Here is a 16,859-nt window from a genome sequence, read left to right as displayed (position 1 = left end):
GAACATGGCGATGAACGAGAACTTCCCAGGTTTCTCGCTCGATGGCGCGGGAAAGACGAAACCGAAGAGCTTTGCTCTTCATCCGCTGCATGAAGCAGCGCTGCGGTTGGCCGATCTAGGCCTCAACCGCTCGCGTTCACGCAACAAGACGAAAGACCTGATCACTATCCTGCTCTGCCACGGTGCTCGCGCCTGGCGTTATTCTCAGCCGGAAGCCCACATCCATCTGCACATCACGTCGCCGAACGGCCAAGCCCCGGTATTAATGCGGCTGCGCTGAATGAAGAATAGCGGTGCTGTCGAAGATCGTCGCAGCGCCCGCCCGGATGGCTACAGCAAGCCAAGTTCAGAAAGCTCCCGTCTCAAATCAGCCGGGAGTTCGGCAACGCCCCCCAAGCTGTCGAGGTCACGCGGAACATCCTCTTGCGGCAGATACCGCCATCCCTGGAAGGCACGGCGCGGCTGGCCGGCGGTTTCGACGATGCTCGGGTCGAGGATGAGGCGGCAACGCTGGATGCCGTCGACATCGGTGAATGTCTCGATACCGAGGAGCTTCTGCCTTGCCTGCACCTGTCCCTTGATCACCCAATAGAGCGAGCCGCCATCCAGTAGCTCTGCAATCCGTTTCGGCACCATGCGTGTCGTATGGGTCGTATGCGGCTCCAGACCGGCGGCGATGGCGCTCATCGCCCGTTCGGAAACCCATTCGCGCAGGTCCTCAAGAGAGTCGGCGCCGACGCACAATTTGATGAGATGCAAAGCCATAGTGTCGTTGAAGTCCTTTTGGCCCGCAGCGTCAAGCATTTCGCCATCGACATCCACAAACTCGATATCATCCTTGTCCGTAGATGGAACGATTCTCGGAGATGTCGATGAGGTGTGCCGACAACTACCCCAACAGTGAATGGATAATGGCGGACGAGCCGGACGACATTGGATGGTCTCGGGCCGCTTTGGTGAATGCTTATGAGATGCAGGATTTTCAGCCGCAGCATTTCTATTTCAAGAAAATTCCCCAATCCGTGCATCCTGCCTACAAGATCAAAGTGTCGGCTCGCGATCTCGCTCGCGTCGGCCTCCTCTTTATGAATTTCGGGGCGATGGGACGGCGTGCAGCTCATTGCGCAGGAATGGGTTCGCCGAAGCGTCAACCCCTATACGGATCTCGGGCGCGGCGTGGGCTTCGGCTATAGCTGGTGGACCGGGCGCTACGTAGTGCGGTCGACGGCAACGCTCGTGCGCCAGTCTCAAGAAGAGAAGCAGTTTTACTGGGCCTCGGGCTTGGGCCACCAGTACGTCATGGTCTTTCCGGCCATCGGGACGGTCATGGTTCACAGGGTCGCCGAGCCCGATAACGGTCCACGCGACGAGCAGATCGAGCAGCTGCAGGCCATGCTTCTCGCCAGTCGCACGATAGGCATTCCTTTGACCACGCCGATCACCAAATGATCGTCAATTCCGGGCGATCGGACGAGCCCTGGCAGTTCAGCACTCCACCACGTTCACCGCGAGGCCGCCCGTGGACGTTTCCTTGTATTTCTCGCTCATGTCGTAGCCGGTCTGGCGCATGGTTTCGATGCAAGCGTCGAGGGGCACGAAATGCTGGCCATCGCCTTTGATGGCGAGTGATGCGGCGGTCACCGCCTTGACGGCGCCGAGTGCATTGCGCTCGATGCAGGGCACCTGCACGAGGCCGGCGACGGGGTCGCAGGTCATGCCGAGATGGTGCTCCAGCGCGATTTCGGCGGCGTTTTCGATCTGCTCCGGCGTTGCGCCCATGACGGCGGCAAGTCCCGCAGCCGCCATCGCGGCCGCCGAGCCCACCTCGCCCTGACAGCCGACTTCAGCGCCGGAGATCGAGGCATTGTGCTTGATGATGCCGCCGACGGCAGCCGCGGTCAGCAGATAGTTGCGGATACCGTCCTGGTCCCAATCCTCATGGAAATGCTGGTAGTAGCGGATCGTCGCCGGAATGACGCCGGCCGCGCCATTGGTCGGCGCGGTGACCACGCGTCCGCCGGCGGCATTTTCCTCGTTGACCGCCATGGCGTAGACGCTCAGCCAATCATTGGCGAGTAGCGGATTGATGCGGTTGCTGCGCCATTCTTCCTGCAGCTTGTCATGGATGGCGCGCGCCCGGCGGCGTACTTTCAGGCCGCCTGGCATGATGCCCTCGACCTTCAGGCCGCGATCGATGCAGCTGTTCATTGCCGCCCAGATGCGATCGAGGCCGGCGTCGAGCTCTTCGCTGCTCATGCGCGTCTCTTCATTGGCACGCTTCATCTGCGCGATCGAGAGGCCGGAGCGCTCGGCCATGTCGAGCATCTGCTTGGCGGTGGCGAAAGGGAATGGGATTCGCTCGCCGGAGGAAGCCTTCTTCTTGTCGGCGCGCATTTGTTCAAGCTCGGTGTCGGTGACGACGAAGCCACCGCCGACGGAATAATAGATGCGCTTGACGAGCAGGCGTTCGTCCTTGTCGAAGGCGGAAAAGCTCATGCCGTTGGCGTGGCCCGGCAGCGGCACCTTCTTGTCGAAGATCAGGTCGGTTTTCGGCTGGAATTGATAGGGCGGATGGCCCGGTGGCGTGATGTGCCCGCTGCGCTCCACCTCGTCGATAATGGCATCCATCCGGTCGGGGTCGACCGCATCAGGCCGCTCACCCATCAAACCGAGGATAACCGCCCTGCCCGTGCCATGGCCGATGCCGGTATGGGCGAGCGAGCCGTGCAGGCTGACCTTGATCGAAGCGACATGCACGTTCGACGAGGGCCGCGGCCACTCGTTCGACAGTACGAGGTCCAGAAAACGATTCGCGGCCGACATCGGACCCATCGTGTGCGAACTGGAAGGCCCGACGCCGATCTTGAAAACATCGAAAACTGAAAGAAACATGGACCTTTGGTGCCTCCTCGGCAAATCGCGCAGCAGTAAGGCTACGCCATCAACGCGACCCTCTACGGCGATCGACCGACATCGGATTTCATCCCTGCGACATTACATCTAGGCATCTTGTGGCGCAAACATAAGACCATTGCGCCCGAATGGGCGTGCGCTACAGTCGACAGGCATATGGACCTGGAGAATCTTCCTTCATGACGACCGCCGACTATGTCGCCCTCGCCCTTTTTGTTCTCCTCTGGGTCGCGTTGAACTGGATCACCAGCAGCACCCGTTTCTTCAACCGTCCCAGCCTGTCGCTGGCAATGAACGAGCGCCGGCGCGAATGGATCTACAATTCGCTGCGTCGCGACCTGAAGATGATCGACACTCAGATTCTGTCTGGCCTGCAGAACGGCACGGGGTTCTTTGCGTCTACTTCGATCTTCGCCATCGGCAGTTGCTTCGCCTTGCTCGGCGCCACCGACAAAGTCAACGCCTTCTTCTCCGATATGCCTTTTGTCTTCAACGGCGGTCGCGGCGCCTTCGAGATCAAGGTGGCGGGTCTTGCCGGTCTGTTCGGTTACGCCTTCTTCAAATTCGGCTGGGCCTATCGCCTGTTCAACTATTGCACCATCCTCTTTGGCTCCTTGCCGATGCGAGAGGATGCAGAACTCGACCCCTTGAGGGCGGAACGCGCCGCTGAGCGCGTCATCCGCATGAATGTTATCGCCGCACGCAACTTCAACGCTGGGCTAAGAGCGATCTTCCTGTCGATCGGCTATCTCGGTTGGTTTTTGAGCCCTTACGTATTCATGGTCACGACGATGTTCATCATCATCGTTCTGATCCGCCGGCAGTTTTTTTCCGATGCCCGTCTGGCCATCATGGATATCGATATGTCATGACATCGCGGCGCCGGCGGCAATCAAGTCGCCGCCGCCTAGAATTCATGCCTGGAAGGACCCGCCGATGGCCGTTATCGCCGAAAGCAACGATGTGCTGCAGAAAGCGCCGCGCATCGGCATTCTCGACACGGCCCGTGGCATCGCGCTTCTGGCGATGGCGAGCTATCACTGCACCTGGGATTTCGAGTTCTTCGGCTATCTCGAACCGGGTACGGCGGAGACCGGCTGGCTGAAAATCTATGCCCGCGCCATCGCCAGCACCTTCTTGTTTCTGGCCGGATTCAGCCTCGTGCTTGCCAATACGCCCGAGATTCGGTGGCGGCCCTATTTCAAACGCCTCGGCATGATCGCAGCCGCTGCTGCGGCGATCTCTATCGTCACCTTCATAGGCATGCGCGACGAGTGGATATTCTTCGGCATCCTGCACAGCATCGCCGCCGCCAGCATCATCGGCCTGCTCTTCCTACGCCTGCCCGCGTTCGCAACGCTGCTGATTGCTGTTCTGCTCTTCGTCGGCATCCTCGTCGACAATATATTCGCACCGTTGTCGCTGCATTCGGCTGTCTTCGATGCGCCCTGGCTCTATTGGGTGGGCTTGTCCGAGAATTTGCCGCGTTCGAACGATTATGTGCCGCTCTTCCCCTGGCTGACGCCCTTCCTCTTTGGCCTGGGTATTGCGCAGCTGGCGACATCTTTTGGATGGCTTCGGTCATTGGCAAAGCTCGGTACCGGTCGCAACCTGATCGCCCGTGCCGGCCGCCACAGCCTGATCTTCTATCTCGTGCACCAGCCGGTGCTCTTCGGCCTCGTCTATCTCCTTTCGCTGGTCGCACCCCCGCCGCCGCCCGACCCTACGCTCACTTATATGAGGCAATGCCAGGCGTCTTGCGTCCCGTCCGGCACCGAAGCCATGTGCCACAGTTTCTGCCAGTGCACGCTCGATAAATTACAGGCGCAAAACCTCTTTGAATCCCTGGAATCAAGGGCAATCAAAGCAGATAGCGATGAGCGAATAAACCGAATCGCGTTACAATGTTCGGAGCAAGCGCAATGACAGGGTTATTCTATGAATGCCTATCGTTCCAAGTCGCTGAGTTTTCCATGGCCGCCTTTAGTTTATAGTCTTGCAGTTATAACGGCGCTTTATCTGAAACAGGATTATCCTGTGTACTTACCGCATCCTTGGGCGATCATCGCCTGGGGCATCGGCGCTCTTTTGACCGTTGTGGCCGTCACCTTGAACGTCTGGGCAGTAAAGACGTTGCTGGAGAGCCGCACGACCGTGCTGACGCAGCGCTGCACCGCGCATCTGGTGACGAAGGGGCCGTTCCGCTTTACCCGCAATCCGACCTACCTCGGCTATACGCTTCTTATGGCGGGCCTTGGTTTGATGATCGGCAATGTCTGGTTCGTCGCCATGGCCGCAGTGGCGGCGGCCTTGACCACGCTGCTGGTCATTCGCTGCGAGGAGATGCACCTGCTCTCCCGCTTCGGCTGCGAATTCGAATTCTACTGCAGGCGCACGCGGCGTTGGATCTAAGTCTTTACGTGCCCACGCCAATTTCGGCCAAGCGGCCAAGGCAGGCCTCTTCGACATTGTCGAGTTCGGTCAGCGTGTCTTCGATATCTTTGCGCTTCTGGCGCAGCTCTTCGCGCTTTTCGTCGACGCGCTTCATCAGGAGCTTCAACTGGCCGATCTCACCCGGCGGCTCCTTGTAGACCTGGATAATCTCGCGAATCTCGGCAATGGTGAAGCCGATGCGGCGGCCGCGTAGGATTTCCTGAATCAGGCGGCGGTCGGCTGGCCGGAACAAGCGCGTACGCCCCCTGCGTTCCGGGTGGATAAGACCTTCGTCCTCGTAGAAACGCAGCGTCCGGGTGGAGACCCCGAATTCCCGCGTAAGCTCCGTTATGCTATAATATCTATCCAACAATAGTCCGCCTTTGTCTCGCAAGGCGCATCATATTGACTTTTACGTAATAGTCAATTTGCGCAGGACGGCGCTAAGCCTTCGCATTTCGGACAAGGGCTTTAGATTCAAAAGATTAAAGCAGCCCTTCTAGGTTCCGATGAGCGCATCTATGCCTTAGTGAATGGCGAACCACCAGGTCGCCAGCCCCAGGAACGAGAAATATCCCGTACAATCCGTGACCGTCGTGACGAATGCCGACGAAGCGATGGCCGGGTCGGCGCCGGCCCGATGCAGCACCAGCGGCAGAAGAATGCCGCCAAGCGCGGCTGCGACGAGATTGATGATCATTGCCGCGGCGACGACGATGCCGAGCTGGAAATCATGGAACCAGAAGGTGGCAATCGCGCCCATGATAATGGCGAAGAGAATGCCATTGAGGAAGCCGACGCTCGCTTCCTTTCGGATGACGCGAAAGGCGTTGTAGATATCGAGGTCGCCGGTTGCGAGCGCACGCACGGTGACCGTCATCGTCTGCGTGCCGGCATTGCCACCCATCGAGGCGACGATCGGCATCAGTACCGCGAGCGCAACCATTTTCTCAATTGCGCCATCGAAAATATTGATAATACTGGAAGCCAAGATTGCCGTGATCAGATTGATCGCCAGCCAGACAAAGCGTGAGCGCACCGTCGAGGGGATGCTATCGGAAAGCTCTTCGTCGCCTACGCCGCCGAGGCGCTTGATGTCCTCATCCGCCTCCTCGTGGATGACGTCGACCACGTCGTCGATGGTCAGCACACCGACGAGGCGTTCATTTTCGTCAACGACGGCGGCAGACAAAAGGTCGTATTGTTCGAAGATCTGCGCCGCCTCTTCCTGGTCCATCACGGCCGGAATCGGGTGCGAGGTCTCGCGCATGATACTGTCGACCTTCGTCTGCCGCTTGGTGCGCAGGATACGATCGAGGTCGACGCTGCCGAGCAGCTTGAAAGTCGGGTCTATGACGAAGATCTGGGTGAAGGATTCCGGTAGCTCCTCTTCTTCGCGCATATAGTCGATCGTCTGGCCGACCGTCCAGAATGGCGGCACGGCAATGAATTCCGTCTGCATGCGGCGACCGGCCGACTGCTCCGGATAGTCAAGGGCGCGTCGCAGTCGAACCCGCTCGGTGAACGGCAGTTGCGACAGGATCTCGTCGCGGTCTTCCTGGTCGAGGTCTTCGAGAATGTAGACGGCATCGTCCGAATCGAGCTCGCCTATCGCGGCGGCGATCTGGTCGTTCGGCAATTGGTCGACGATCTCCATTCGGATCGCCTCGTCCACCTGCGTCAACGCCGTCATGTCGAAGTCGTCGCCGAGCAATTGCACCAGCGCCAGACGTTGCTCGGGTTCTAGCGATTCCAGGAGGTCGCCGAGCTCGGATTCGTGCAGGCGGACGACATTCTGGTGCAGGTATGGAATATCGCGCCGCTCGATCGCATCGCTGACTTCGGTCAGGAAATCGGAGCGAACGACGCCGTCCTCGTTGTAGATATCAGGACGGGTCTCGGCTAAGGCCTTGCGAACGCGCTCGTCTTCGTCGGTCGTCATTTGCGGCCTCGCTTCCTGCTTCCGCTCATGGAAATTCGAGATTTCCTCTTGGAGAATGACGGCAAAAAGCTGATTGTCAACAATTGGATAGACGGAAATGCTGACATTTTGTGTCGTGTCTGCAAGACTGTGGCGCAAACCTCGTCTTGCCCCTATTCTTGAGCGGCGAATATCTCGTCCCATCAACAGAGAGAGCCGTGCCAGTCCGTCCCATCATCCGTTTCCCCGACCCGTTGTTGAAAACAGCATGCGCGCCCGTTACAGCCTTCGACGACGGCCTGCGCGGGCTTGCCATCGATCTCCTGGACACCATGCGCGCCGCTCCCGGCGTCGGAATCACCGCCGCCCATATCGGCGTGCTCCAGCGTGTCACCGTGATCGAACTTAGTCGTGAGGACGGTGTGCGCACCTACGTCAATCCGGAGATCATTTGGTTTTCCGAGGAGACCATGCGGCACATGGAGGGCAGCGTCTCCATGCCCGGTTTCACGGATGAGATCGTCAGACCTAAGGCAATTCGCTTACGCTACCAGGAAATTGACGGTCAGACCCATGAAGCAGAAGCCGAGGGCTTTCTTGCCGTCTGCATTCAACATGAGGTCGACCAACTCGATGGTCTGTTCTGGCTGCAGCGTCTGTCAAAATTGAAGCGCGACCGGCTTGTCAAAAAATGGGAAAAGGTGAAGGCCTGATACGGCACTCGCAAAAAAAAATGCGGGCGCCTCATCAGCGCCCGCCTGACTGTCTCTTGAAGTGGCAGATCAGCCCTTCAGCTTTGTGTTGCAGAGGCTGTAATAGCCGCCGCCCTTCTGGATCCACTTCAGGCCTGCAAGGGTGTTCTTTGCCTTGTTGTCGTTATAGGCATCGACGCAGGTATGGAAGCGGCCTTTGCCGGGCGTTTCGCTCGCATATTTGGGATCGACTGCCTTCGGGAAGGTCACGCCGGCCGGCGCAGCCGCCGTTGCCTTCGGCGGCTCTTTGGCCGGCGGGTTTGCGGCATCGGGCTCTCCGGTGGTGGCCTTGGCCGCAGTCGTCGTCTTGGCTGTGGTGGCGGTCTTGGCTGGTGCTGTGGTCGTCGGCGTGGTCGTCGTCGTAGCACTTGCGTCGGCGGCACACTGGGAGGCGCGGAAATCATTCCACGACTGACCGTTCAGGGTGCCTGCCGTCTTGGCAGCCTGATACTTGGCACTGCATTCCTTCATCGTCAGCGCTGAGGCCGGCGATGAGAGGGCCATCGAGCCCACAACGGCTAGAGACGCAAAAGACATCAACAGGATGGCACGACTGGTCATTGGCAAATCCTCCGCTCTATGACGAGTGTCGAAACAATTAATCATCCCCGCCCTTTCGATTGTCAATTGACGCACGAGTCGTGAGCGATCAACGACACCATATGGGGAAGAACATGAACGGCAACTGTACGGAAATAACGACCAAAAGGAGCATTTTGCTCCAACCATGCAACTCTAAAGGGAAACGGCGGATGGCGAATCCGCAAAGGTTTGCGCCTAAGAGCCGTGGTCTTGCAGTTTCTCCGCGAAAGGTCTGCACCCAACTGTTTTTGACCCCGTTGGCGCGAGCTGCTGCTAAAGCAGTATTCTCCTCCAAGATTCTCAGCGGGAGCTCTGGGTAGTCTCGTATATCTGAAGGCGCGCTAGCCCCATGGTTTCAATCGATATGACGACCAGAGCTCTCCTTTGATCAAGCGCGACAAACCGGTAGCCTCGGCATACGTGCCCCAGATACGTTCATCGACATTAGTCCCGCCGTGGCTGGCGAAAGCACTATTCCCGGATCCCGACATCTGCCGCTTATGGAGCAAATGCCACTAAGTGGCGGCTCGACTTGCCGTTGATCCGGATGGACCTACAGCGCGTCATCTTCGCTTGATAAACAAGCTATCCACGCGGTTTTACCAATATTTCCGGTGTCAGCAGGTGGAGCTGGTTTCCTTTTTTTGCTAAATCGATTACGTCGCTTGAAAAGCCGACTCTGCTGAACAGTAAGAAATGCTTAACCACGGCACCTTTCCCGTAAGTGGTTTTTTCGGACCGCTCACGTAGTACCCGTACGTGGCCAAGGTCGATAGTTCGTGATTTCCATTTGCACTCCCCATAGAAAAATGCGCCGTCCAACAATCGACCTGCGACATCAATGTCGAAATCGGCGTGACCCCATATTTGGCCAACTTCCTGAGCGGGTACTCCAAGTATCTCTTGGATGTGGAGTTTGGCATATTCAAGCGCAATATCTTCGAATTCGATGCCCATGTAGTCGGAGAATTGAGGTTCCACGATGCGATCATAAACATCTTCGCCAAAACCGCTGCTGATCGCAGTCAAGTTCTGGCGCACAAAGCGATGCCAAAACGAAATCAGACTGTCTGCAATGCGATAGCGTCGGTTTCGACCCTTCTCATCGGCATCCAGCGACTTGGGATTGTTTATGAGATCGAGTGTCAGCAATTTTGCCATATATGGTCCGATGTTGTCTGCTTTGACACCCAGCCGATTCGCAATCTCGGATTTGCTGTTGCATCCACTGGAAACGGCCGCAAGTATACTGGAGTAAAAGGCTGGTTCTCTAAGCTCCGTCTGTAGCAGCGTGTTCGGTTCGTCAATCAGCGTACCCGTCTCTGTCAGCAATAGATTGATGACATTGTCTCTGAGGGATTCACTCGAATTACAGAGTTGGAGATAGTAAGGAATACCGCCGAAAATCGAATAAGCCCTGATGATATCTTCGGCGCGATACTCTGGGAAGAACTTGGCGACATCACTGAGTGGCAGTTGTTTCATGTCCATCGACAAAGTTTTGCGCCCGTAAAGTGGATTTCGCTCTGCCAGCAATTCTTCCATTTGCGAGATAGCCGAACCGCAAAGGATCAGCTTCATGGCCCCTTGGCCAAGCACGCCGGAATCCCAGAATTTTTGCAGAATAGACGGCAGCGCTGGTTCATCATCAAGAAGATAGGGAAACTCATCGATTGTAATAATCAGGCCTTGACGCTCTGCGGCATGTTCCGCCACGTAATGGAGCACCCCCTCCCAATTGGATAGCGCATTGAGCTGTGGTTTAAGGCCGATTGTCTTTCCGACCTCGGCCTTGAATTGTTCGAGGTTCAAAAGTGATGAAACGCGTGTCGCTTGAAAGTAAATTTCGTCGCGACCTTTGGCTACTTCACGCAGGAAACGCGACTTGCCGATGCGGCGTCGACCAAACAAAATAATGAGGGAAGGCCGTGAGGAATCTAGTTCGTTTCTCACTAATTTGAGTTCTCGATCACGACCTAAAAAGTCCACTTGATTCTCCAGCAAGGTAATCGCGATTAACGTAATCCATATTACCTTAATGTCAATTACCTTATTTGTACACTGCAAGAGCGTTAGCGGACTGCGCTTCAATCAAAATGGATTATTTCAACGGGGCAAGGTCAAGTGCCTCGCCAGATGCGCGAGATTGATTTCCAATCCAGTGGCTTCCTAGCCGGGAAGCAAGCCGCATGTCATGATGTCCCTGCTGTTGTGGACCGGATGCCGAATCGAAGATCTGACCATTCTGGGGCGGCCGCATGAGTGCATCATTACGGAGATCATCGACGGAGATCGTGTCGAGTTCGAAGCGCTGCGCTGGCAGCCACTGAAAAAGAGATCGACCGAGGTCTCCATCGCCCCCGCTTGCTCCTCTCAGAACGGCTACGCGGGCGCCGACGGTACGGGGCAACACCTACATTCTAGCCCGTGTAGGAAAGGCGTTCTCGAGTGGGGATAGCATGGCGGCCATGTTCAAACGCTGGTGCCAGGATGCTGAACTTGGGCATCTGTCGGCCCACGGCGTTCGCAAGGGCCGAGTTGCTGCTGGAACTCAGGTGCAGCCAATACGAAATCATGGCGATCTTGGGCCACTCGGAGGCGAAGACAAGCGAGGTCTATACCCGTCGAGTAGGGCGTTGGGAGCTGGCACTTGGAGCAATGGAGTGAGTGAAGGTCTCCCAGGCATGGTTCTGACGTCGGACACTTATCAAAGAAAAAGCCCGCAAACGCGAGCTTTTCTTAATCAAACTGGTGCGGTCGAGAAGACTCGAACTTCCACGGGTTGCCCCACAGCGACCTCAACGCTGCGCGTCTACCAATTCCGCCACGACCGCATCGTGGTAGGGCCGGATTGCTCTGGCGCGGCTGCATGTAGCAAAAGCATCCGGGGGGCACAAGAGCGATGTGTCAGATTTTTTAACATTCGCACACAGGTCTTCGGCCGACGCCCTGGGATTTGCGAGATCGGCCCCGTAGATGTTTGAATTATTGTCCAAATGGCTCCATATGTTGATAACCCGTCGGCACGCCAAATTTCCAAGTGAGCTCTCTGCCGAACAGGCGCAAAGGACTTGCCGATGATGCTGCGCACCGATCTCCAACATCAAATGTTTCCGCTGGCCGGCTCCCCGCCCGTGCGTTGGCGCATCACCGATGGTCTGGTGCCCTATGACGAGGCGGTGGCAACCATGGAGGCGGAGGTTGCCGCGATCTCCGAGGGGCAAGCGCCGGAGCTCGTCTGGCTGGTCGAGCATCCACCCTTATATACGGCAGGCACCAGCGCCAATGCGGATGACCTCATCGAACCCGATCGCTTTCCGGTCTTCGCGACCGGTCGCGGGGGCGAATATACCTACCACGGCCCTGGCCAGCGCGTCGCCTATGTCATGCTGGATCTGAAGCGCCGGCGCCAGGATATCCGCGCCTTCGTAGCCGCGCTGGAAGAAGTCATTATCCGGACCCTCGATTCGATGAACGTGCACGGCGAGCGGCGCGAGGATCGCGTCGGCGTCTGGGTGCGCCGTCCAGAGAAACCGCCGCTGCCGGATGGAACCATGGCCGAAGACAAGATCGCCGCCTTCGGCATCCGCGTCCGCAAATGGGTGACGTTTCATGGCTTGTCGCTGAATGTCGATCCCGATCTCGACCATTTCTCGGGCATCGTGCCCTGCGGCATTTCCGCTTATGGAGTGACCAGCCTCGTCGACCTCGGCCTGCCGGTGATGATGGCGGATGTGGATATCCGCCTGCGGGAGGCTTTCGAGCAGGTATTTGGCGAAACCGCCAATGAACCTCGATGAGACTTAGTGTGCAACGTCCTTGCTGACATTGCGCAGCCGGATTTGATGGTCCAGCCTTTCGAGCTGGCGTGTGGTCGTCTCGATCAGACGGCCGATTTCCTGATGGGCGGAGCGCAACCGCGAAAGCTCGATCTTGACGGCTTCCAGCGCCCGTTCATCGCTGTCCTCGCCCGGTCCATCGCCGGCGCCGGTCATCAGCCAAGCCGGCGAAACACCGAACATCGTGGCCATTTTGACCAGAACGGATGGTTGCGGTTCAGCACGGTCCGACTCCCAGGCGATCATCGTCTCCTGCCTTACCCCCAACTGGCTTGCTAGTGATTCGAGGCTGATGCCGGCGGCGTCACGGGCCATGGAAAGGCGGCCACCCAGAGTATCGTCGCCTTCATCCGAAAAAACGGTCGTTTCTTGTTCCGTCTTCAACATCGGTGCGATCCTTATTTTGCTCACGCCGATGAATTTCTGAGCGGCGCGCTTATTTTTTAGCGGTTTTTCCAGTGAGACATAGGTCTAAGGGCGTCATGTCGCCACCGCGATCTGGCCAAATTGGCAAAGTCCAGTGGTTTGCGGCGAATGGTGTGATGAATTGGCAACGGTATGTTGATACCATGCCTTGAACGGACGAGGTTCGTGTGTTTGATGGCCGGTCATGTCCGATATATCAGCCTCTTCCACAAATCAGAATCCGCTCCAAGGCATGGCGATCATGGCCAGCGCCATGGTCGTGCTGCCGGTGATGGATGCGATCGCCAAATATATGGCGACCTTCGAGGCAATGTCGCCGGGACAGGTGACCTTTTACCGCTTCTTTTTCCAACTCGTCTGCACGCTGCCGCTGCTCTTTGCCGCCTTTGGCTGGGCCGCGCTTTCGGCCAAGCGGCCCTGGGTGAACCTGTTGCGCGGCGCGCTGCACGGCGCGGCAAGCCTGCTGTTCTTCGTGGCCGTCAAATATATGCCGCTTGCCGATGTCTTCGCGATCTATTTCGTCGAACCCTTCATGCTGGCGGCGCTCTCGGCGCTGTTTCTTGGCGACAGGGTCGGCTGGCGGCGCTGGCTGGCAATCGTCGTCGGCTTCGGCGGCGCTATGATCGTCATTCAGCCGAGTTTCGAGATTTTCGGCTGGAAGGCGCTGCTGCCCGTCGCCTGCGCCTTTCTTTATGCGGTTTATCTTTTCATGAACCGGGCGGTCGGGATGGCGGATTCGCCGCTGACCATGCAGACCATGGCCGGCATTGGCGGTACGATCTTCATGGCGGTGGCGCTCTCGATAGGGGCATCGGCTGGCGTCGCCGATTTTGCGCCGTCCCTGCCCGCGTCCTGGCTCGGTCTCGTGCTGCTACTGATTCTCGGCTCGATCTCCGGCTATGCGCACATGCTTGTCGTCCGCGCGTTCCGGCTGGCGCCACTGTCGCTGCTGGCGCCTTTCCAATATTTCGAGATCATCTCGGCAACCATTCTGGGTTATGCGCTGTTCGGCGATTTTCCAAATCTTTCCAAATGGATCGGTATCCTGATCATCGTTGGATCTGGCCTCTTTATCATCTGGCGTGAGCGTGTTCAGTCGCGATCGATGAAATCGGCCTGAATAGTCCCATCTTGCGCATGGACCGCCGGTGCGATTTATGGCTAAAACGCTGATAGGGCTATGCATTAGGCGGAGTTTCCATGTTCAAGAAAATCCTGATCGCCAACCGGGGCGAAATCGCCTGCCGCGTGATCAAGACTGCGCGCCGGATGGGGATTTCGACCGTTGCGGTCTATTCCGACGCTGATCGTGACGCCCTGCATGTCGAAATGGCCGATGAGGCCGTCCATATAGGTGCTGCCCCGGCGGCCGAAAGTTATCTCGTTGCCGAAAAGATCATCGCCGCCTGCAAGGAGACCGGCGCCGAAGCGGTGCACCCAGGCTATGGCTTCCTCTCGGAGCGCGCCTCATTTTGCGAGGCTCTCGAGAAGGAAGGCATCATCTTCATCGGTCCGAAGCCGAAGGCGATCAGGGCGATGGGCGACAAGATCGAATCGAAGAAATTCGCCAATGCCGCCAAGGTTTCCACCGTGCCCGGCTATCTCGGCGTGATTGACGATGCTGACCACGCCGAAAAGATTGCCGCCGAGATAGGCTACCCGGTCATGATCAAGGCGTCGGCCGGTGGTGGCGGCAAAGGCATGCGCATCGCCTGGAGCAACGACGAAGTGCGCGATGGTTTCGAGCGCGCCCGCTCCGAGGCGAAAAGCTCATTCGGCGACGATCGCGTCTTCATCGAGAAATTCGTCATCGATCCGCGCCACATCGAAATCCAGGTGCTTGCGGATGCCCACGGCAATGTCGTCTATCTCGGTGAGCGTGAATGCTCCATCCAACGCCGGAATCAGAAGGTTGCCGAAGAAGCGCCCTCGCCTTTCCTTGACGAGGCCACGCGCAAGGCCATGGGCGAACAATCCGTCGCGCTCGCCAGAGCAGTCGATTATCAGAGCGCCGGAACGGTCGAGTTCATCGTCGATCGCGACCGCAATTTTTATTTTCTTGAGATGAACACCCGCCTTCAGGTCGAGCATCCCGTTACGGAACTCGTTACCGGCATTGATCTTGTCGAACAGATGATCCGCGTCGCCTCCGGCGAAAAATTGCCTTTTGTGCAGGACGATATCAAGCTGAACGGCTGGGCGATCGAAAGCCGCCTTTATGCCGAGGACCCCTATCGCAATTTCCTGCCTTCGATCGGCCGGCTCAAACGCTATCGTCCGCCCCGCGAGGGTCGGAACGGCAATACCATTGTCCGCAATGATACCGGCGTCTTCGAGGGCGCTGAAATCTCCATGTATTACGACCCGATGATCGCCAAGCTCTGCACCTGGGCACCGACGCGGCTTGAAGCGGTCGACGCGATGAGTGAAGCATTGGATGGCTTTTTGGTCGACGGCATCGCACACAATATGCCGTTCCTGTCGGCGCTGATGAAGCATCCGCGTTGGCGCGAGGGCCGTCTCTCCACCGGATTCATTACCGAGGAATATCCGGACGGTTTTGCGCCGATGACGCCGGATGCCGGCGAGACCGCCGTGCTTGCCGCCATCGCTCTTTCCTGCGGCCTGGTCGATGCCAACCGCCGCGAACGCTACGCCGATCGGTTGCGGCAGGCGACGGGACCGCTGCGAGAGGAGTGGATCGTCAAGCTCGGTGCGCACTATATTCCCGTGACGCTAAAGGACGGGCTCGTGACCATCCCATTCGAGATGGACATGCGGATCAACGGCGTGACCCTTACGGTCGCGACCGATTGGCGCCCGGGTGATGCCATCTGGGCCGGAACGCTTGGCGGGCGGAAGATGACGGCCCAGATCCGTCCCTTCCTCAACGGTCTGCGCCTCGACTGGCAGGGCCTCTCGGTCCAGGCGAAGATATTCACGCCGCGCCAGGCCGAACTCGATAAGCTGATGCCGATCAAAATGCCGCCGGATACGTCGAAACTGCTGCTCTGCCCCATGCCCGGCCTCGTCGTCGCCATTGCCGTCGCGCAAGGCCAGGAAGTCAAGGCCGGCGAGACGCTGGCGATCGTCGAGGCGATGAAGATGGAGAACGTCCTTCGGGCCGAGCGAGACCTTATTGTCGGCAAGATCAACGCCAAGCCCGGTGAAAGCCTCGCCGTCGATGCGGTGATCATGGAATTCGCCTAATCCGTTTTCGGGTACCAAATCCCGGTTTTTTCGCTTGAGCCGTCCGGCGCGACCATGGCAATGTCGCGCTAATCAAATCATAATTTTAGAAGGGATGAGACGATGGATGTACGCGCCGCCGTTGCCGTTGCCGCTGGAAAACCGCTGGAAGTCATGACCGTTCAGCTCGAAGGCCCAAGGGCCGGCGAGGTGCTGGTCGAGGTCAAGGCGACGGGCATCTGCCATACCGACGATTTCACGCTCTCGGGCGCCGATCCGGAGGGCCTGTTTCCGGCGATCCTCGGCCATGAGGGTGCCGGCATCGTCGTCGATGTCGGCCCGGGTGTGACCTCGGTGAAGAAGGGCGATCATGTCATTCCGCTTTATACGCCCGAATGCCGCGAATGCCCGTCCTGCCTTTCCCGCAAGACCAATCTGTGCACCGCGATCCGCTCGACCCAGGGCCAGGGGCTGATGCCGGACGGCACAAGCCGCTTTTCGATCGGCAAGGACAAGATCCATCACTATATGGGCTGCTCGACCTTCGCCAATTTCACGGTGCTGCCGGAGATCGCCGTTGCCAAGGTCAATCCGGACGCCCCCTTCGACAAGATCTGCTATATCGGCTGTGGTGTGACGACCGGCATCGGCGCGGTCATCAACACCGCCAAGGTGGAGATGGGGGCAACCGCGATCGTCTTCGGTCTCGGCGGCATCGGTTTGAACGTCATCCAGGGCTTGAAGCTTGCCGGCGCCGACATGATCATCGGCGTCGATCTCAACAACGACAAGAAGGCCTGGGGC

The 16,859-nt window shown here is 58.1% G+C and carries 17 protein-coding genes and 1 tRNA gene; 10 read left to right on the top strand and 8 right to left on the bottom strand.

The features are described 5' to 3' along the window. Nucleotides 1-4: 4 nt before the first annotated feature. On the top strand, nucleotides 5-280 hold the full coding sequence (locus PY650_RS16850; RefSeq protein ID WP_285880547.1) for a hypothetical protein: 276 nt from the start codon (nucleotides 5-7) through the stop codon (nucleotides 278-280). A gap of 50 nt (nucleotides 281-330) precedes the next feature. On the opposite strand, the gene PY650_RS16845 is transcribed toward PY650_RS16850, so the two are convergent. Beyond that, on the bottom strand, nucleotides 331-804 hold the full coding sequence (locus PY650_RS16845; RefSeq protein ID WP_285880546.1) for a DUF1489 family protein: 474 nt from the start codon (nucleotides 802-804) through the stop codon (nucleotides 331-333). A gap of 306 nt (nucleotides 805-1,110) precedes the next feature. Here PY650_RS16845 and PY650_RS16840 point away from each other — a divergent pair, with 306 nt between their 5' ends. Continuing rightward, nucleotides 1,111-1,449 carry a hypothetical protein gene (locus PY650_RS16840; RefSeq protein WP_285880544.1) on the top strand — a complete coding sequence of 113 codons (339 nt, stop codon included), beginning with the start codon at nucleotides 1,111-1,113 and terminating at the stop codon, nucleotides 1,447-1,449. 36 nt (nucleotides 1,450-1,485) lie between these two features. Here the strand turns inward: PY650_RS16840 and PY650_RS16835 are convergent, their stop codons facing one another. After that, nucleotides 1,486-2,892 carry an L-serine ammonia-lyase gene (locus tag PY650_RS16835; RefSeq protein WP_285880543.1) on the bottom strand — a complete coding sequence of 469 codons (1,407 nt, stop codon included), beginning with the start codon at nucleotides 2,890-2,892 and terminating at the stop codon, nucleotides 1,486-1,488. 200 nt (nucleotides 2,893-3,092) lie between these two features. On the opposite strand from PY650_RS16835, the gene PY650_RS16830 reads away from it, so the two are divergent. From PY650_RS16830 to PY650_RS16820, 3 genes are all read left to right on the top strand, one after another. Next, nucleotides 3,093-3,785, top strand: a complete 693-nt coding sequence (locus PY650_RS16830; RefSeq protein ID WP_285880542.1) for a DUF599 domain-containing protein — start codon at nucleotides 3,093-3,095, stop codon at nucleotides 3,783-3,785. Nucleotides 3,786-3,849: 64 nt separating this feature from the next. After that, on the top strand, nucleotides 3,850-4,839 hold the full coding sequence (locus tag PY650_RS16825) for a heparan-alpha-glucosaminide N-acetyltransferase (RefSeq protein WP_285880541.1): 990 nt from the start codon (nucleotides 3,850-3,852) through the stop codon (nucleotides 4,837-4,839). A 12-nt stretch (nucleotides 4,840-4,851) separates the two neighbouring features. Further along, entirely contained in the window at nucleotides 4,852-5,325 is a 474-nt protein-coding gene (locus PY650_RS16820) for a methyltransferase family protein (RefSeq protein WP_285880540.1), read from the top strand. 4 nt (nucleotides 5,326-5,329) lie between these two features. On the opposite strand, the gene PY650_RS16815 is transcribed toward PY650_RS16820, so the two are convergent. Continuing rightward, nucleotides 5,330-5,716 (bottom strand): MerR family transcriptional regulator, encoded by a 387-nt coding sequence (locus tag PY650_RS16815; RefSeq protein ID WP_028753287.1) that lies wholly within the window; start codon nucleotides 5,714-5,716, stop codon nucleotides 5,330-5,332. A gap of 156 nt (nucleotides 5,717-5,872) precedes the next feature. Next, a complete protein-coding gene (gene mgtE, locus PY650_RS16810; protein WP_285880538.1) occupies nucleotides 5,873-7,288 on the bottom strand; it encodes a magnesium transporter in 1,416 nt (471 codons plus the stop codon). Nucleotides 7,289-7,485: 197 nt separating this feature from the next. Here mgtE and PY650_RS16805 point away from each other — a divergent pair, with 197 nt between their 5' ends. Beyond that, nucleotides 7,486-7,980: a peptide deformylase gene (locus PY650_RS16805; protein WP_285880537.1), complete on the top strand. Its 495-nt coding sequence runs from the start codon at nucleotides 7,486-7,488 to the stop codon at nucleotides 7,978-7,980. Between the two features lie 69 nt (nucleotides 7,981-8,049). Here PY650_RS16805 and PY650_RS16800 read toward each other — a convergent pair whose 3' ends face one another. The 3 genes from PY650_RS16800 to PY650_RS16790 form a co-directional block, all read right to left on the bottom strand. Further along, on the bottom strand, nucleotides 8,050-8,580 hold the full coding sequence (locus PY650_RS16800; protein WP_285880536.1) for a hypothetical protein: 531 nt from the start codon (nucleotides 8,578-8,580) through the stop codon (nucleotides 8,050-8,052). Nucleotides 8,581-9,186: 606 nt separating this feature from the next. Further along, a complete protein-coding gene (locus PY650_RS16795; RefSeq protein WP_285880535.1) occupies nucleotides 9,187-10,590 on the bottom strand; it encodes an ATP-binding protein in 1,404 nt (467 codons plus the stop codon). Nucleotides 10,591-11,350: 760 nt separating this feature from the next. Further along, nucleotides 11,351-11,435, bottom strand: a tRNA-Leu gene (locus tag PY650_RS16790). A gap of 246 nt (nucleotides 11,436-11,681) precedes the next feature. Here PY650_RS16790 and lipB point away from each other — a divergent pair. Then, nucleotides 11,682-12,401 carry a lipoyl(octanoyl) transferase LipB gene (gene lipB / locus PY650_RS16785; RefSeq protein WP_285880642.1) on the top strand — a complete coding sequence of 240 codons (720 nt, stop codon included), beginning with the start codon at nucleotides 11,682-11,684 and terminating at the stop codon, nucleotides 12,399-12,401. 3 nt (nucleotides 12,402-12,404) lie between these two features. Here the strand turns inward: lipB and PY650_RS16780 are convergent, their stop codons facing one another. Next, a complete protein-coding gene (locus tag PY650_RS16780) occupies nucleotides 12,405-12,827 on the bottom strand; it encodes a helix-turn-helix domain-containing protein (protein WP_285880534.1) in 423 nt (140 codons plus the stop codon). 223 nt (nucleotides 12,828-13,050) lie between these two features. Here PY650_RS16780 and PY650_RS16775 point away from each other — a divergent pair, with 223 nt between their 5' ends. The 3 genes from PY650_RS16775 to PY650_RS16765 all read left to right on the top strand — a co-directional run. After that, the gene (locus PY650_RS16775) at nucleotides 13,051-13,986 is read left to right on the top strand and encodes a DMT family transporter (RefSeq protein WP_285880533.1); all 936 of its coding nucleotides are present in this window, start codon (nucleotides 13,051-13,053) and stop codon (nucleotides 13,984-13,986) included. Between the two features lie 80 nt (nucleotides 13,987-14,066). Next, on the top strand, nucleotides 14,067-16,076 hold the full coding sequence (locus PY650_RS16770; RefSeq protein WP_285880532.1) for an acetyl-CoA carboxylase biotin carboxylase subunit: 2,010 nt from the start codon (nucleotides 14,067-14,069) through the stop codon (nucleotides 16,074-16,076). Between the two features lie 102 nt (nucleotides 16,077-16,178). Continuing rightward, a partial coding sequence (locus PY650_RS16765; RefSeq protein ID WP_285880531.1) for an alcohol dehydrogenase catalytic domain-containing protein occupies nucleotides 16,179-16,859 on the top strand: 681 nt, incomplete at its 3' end.

The sequence above is a fragment of the Martinezella calliandrae genome (genome assembly GCF_030272695.1).
GTDB classification, from domain to species: domain Bacteria; phylum Pseudomonadota; class Alphaproteobacteria; order Rhizobiales; family Rhizobiaceae; genus Rhizobium; species Rhizobium calliandrae.
The sequence above is the reverse complement of the archived record's forward strand: the minus strand, read 5'-3'. Positions and strand labels throughout refer to the sequence as shown.

Coding starts and splice junctions, on each gene's coding strand:
- PY650_RS16850 (WP_285880547.1), top strand. CDS start 5: ATGGCGATGAACGAGAACTTCCCAGGTTTCTCGCTCGATGGCGCGGGA.
- PY650_RS16830 (WP_285880542.1), top strand. CDS start 3,093: ATGACGACCGCCGACTATGTCGCCCTCGCCCTTTTTGTTCTCCTCTGG.
- PY650_RS16800 (WP_285880536.1), bottom strand. CDS start 8,580: ATGACCAGTCGTGCCATCCTGTTGATGTCTTTTGCGTCTCTAGCCGTT.
- PY650_RS16770 (WP_285880532.1), top strand. CDS start 14,067: ATGTTCAAGAAAATCCTGATCGCCAACCGGGGCGAAATCGCCTGCCGC.
- mgtE (WP_285880538.1), bottom strand. CDS start 7,288: ATGACGACCGACGAAGACGAGCGCGTTCGCAAGGCCTTAGCCGAGACC.
- PY650_RS16820 (WP_285880540.1), top strand. CDS start 4,852: ATGAATGCCTATCGTTCCAAGTCGCTGAGTTTTCCATGGCCGCCTTTA.
- PY650_RS16825 (WP_285880541.1), top strand. CDS start 3,850: ATGGCCGTTATCGCCGAAAGCAACGATGTGCTGCAGAAAGCGCCGCGC.
- PY650_RS16775 (WP_285880533.1), top strand. CDS start 13,051: ATGTCCGATATATCAGCCTCTTCCACAAATCAGAATCCGCTCCAAGGC.
- PY650_RS16845 (WP_285880546.1), bottom strand. CDS start 804: ATGCTTGACGCTGCGGGCCAAAAGGACTTCAACGACACTATGGCTTTG.
- PY650_RS16780 (WP_285880534.1), bottom strand. CDS start 12,827: ATGTTGAAGACGGAACAAGAAACGACCGTTTTTTCGGATGAAGGCGAC.
- PY650_RS16835 (WP_285880543.1), bottom strand. CDS start 2,892: ATGTTTCTTTCAGTTTTCGATGTTTTCAAGATCGGCGTCGGGCCTTCC.
- lipB (WP_285880642.1), top strand. CDS start 11,682: ATGCTGCGCACCGATCTCCAACATCAAATGTTTCCGCTGGCCGGCTCC.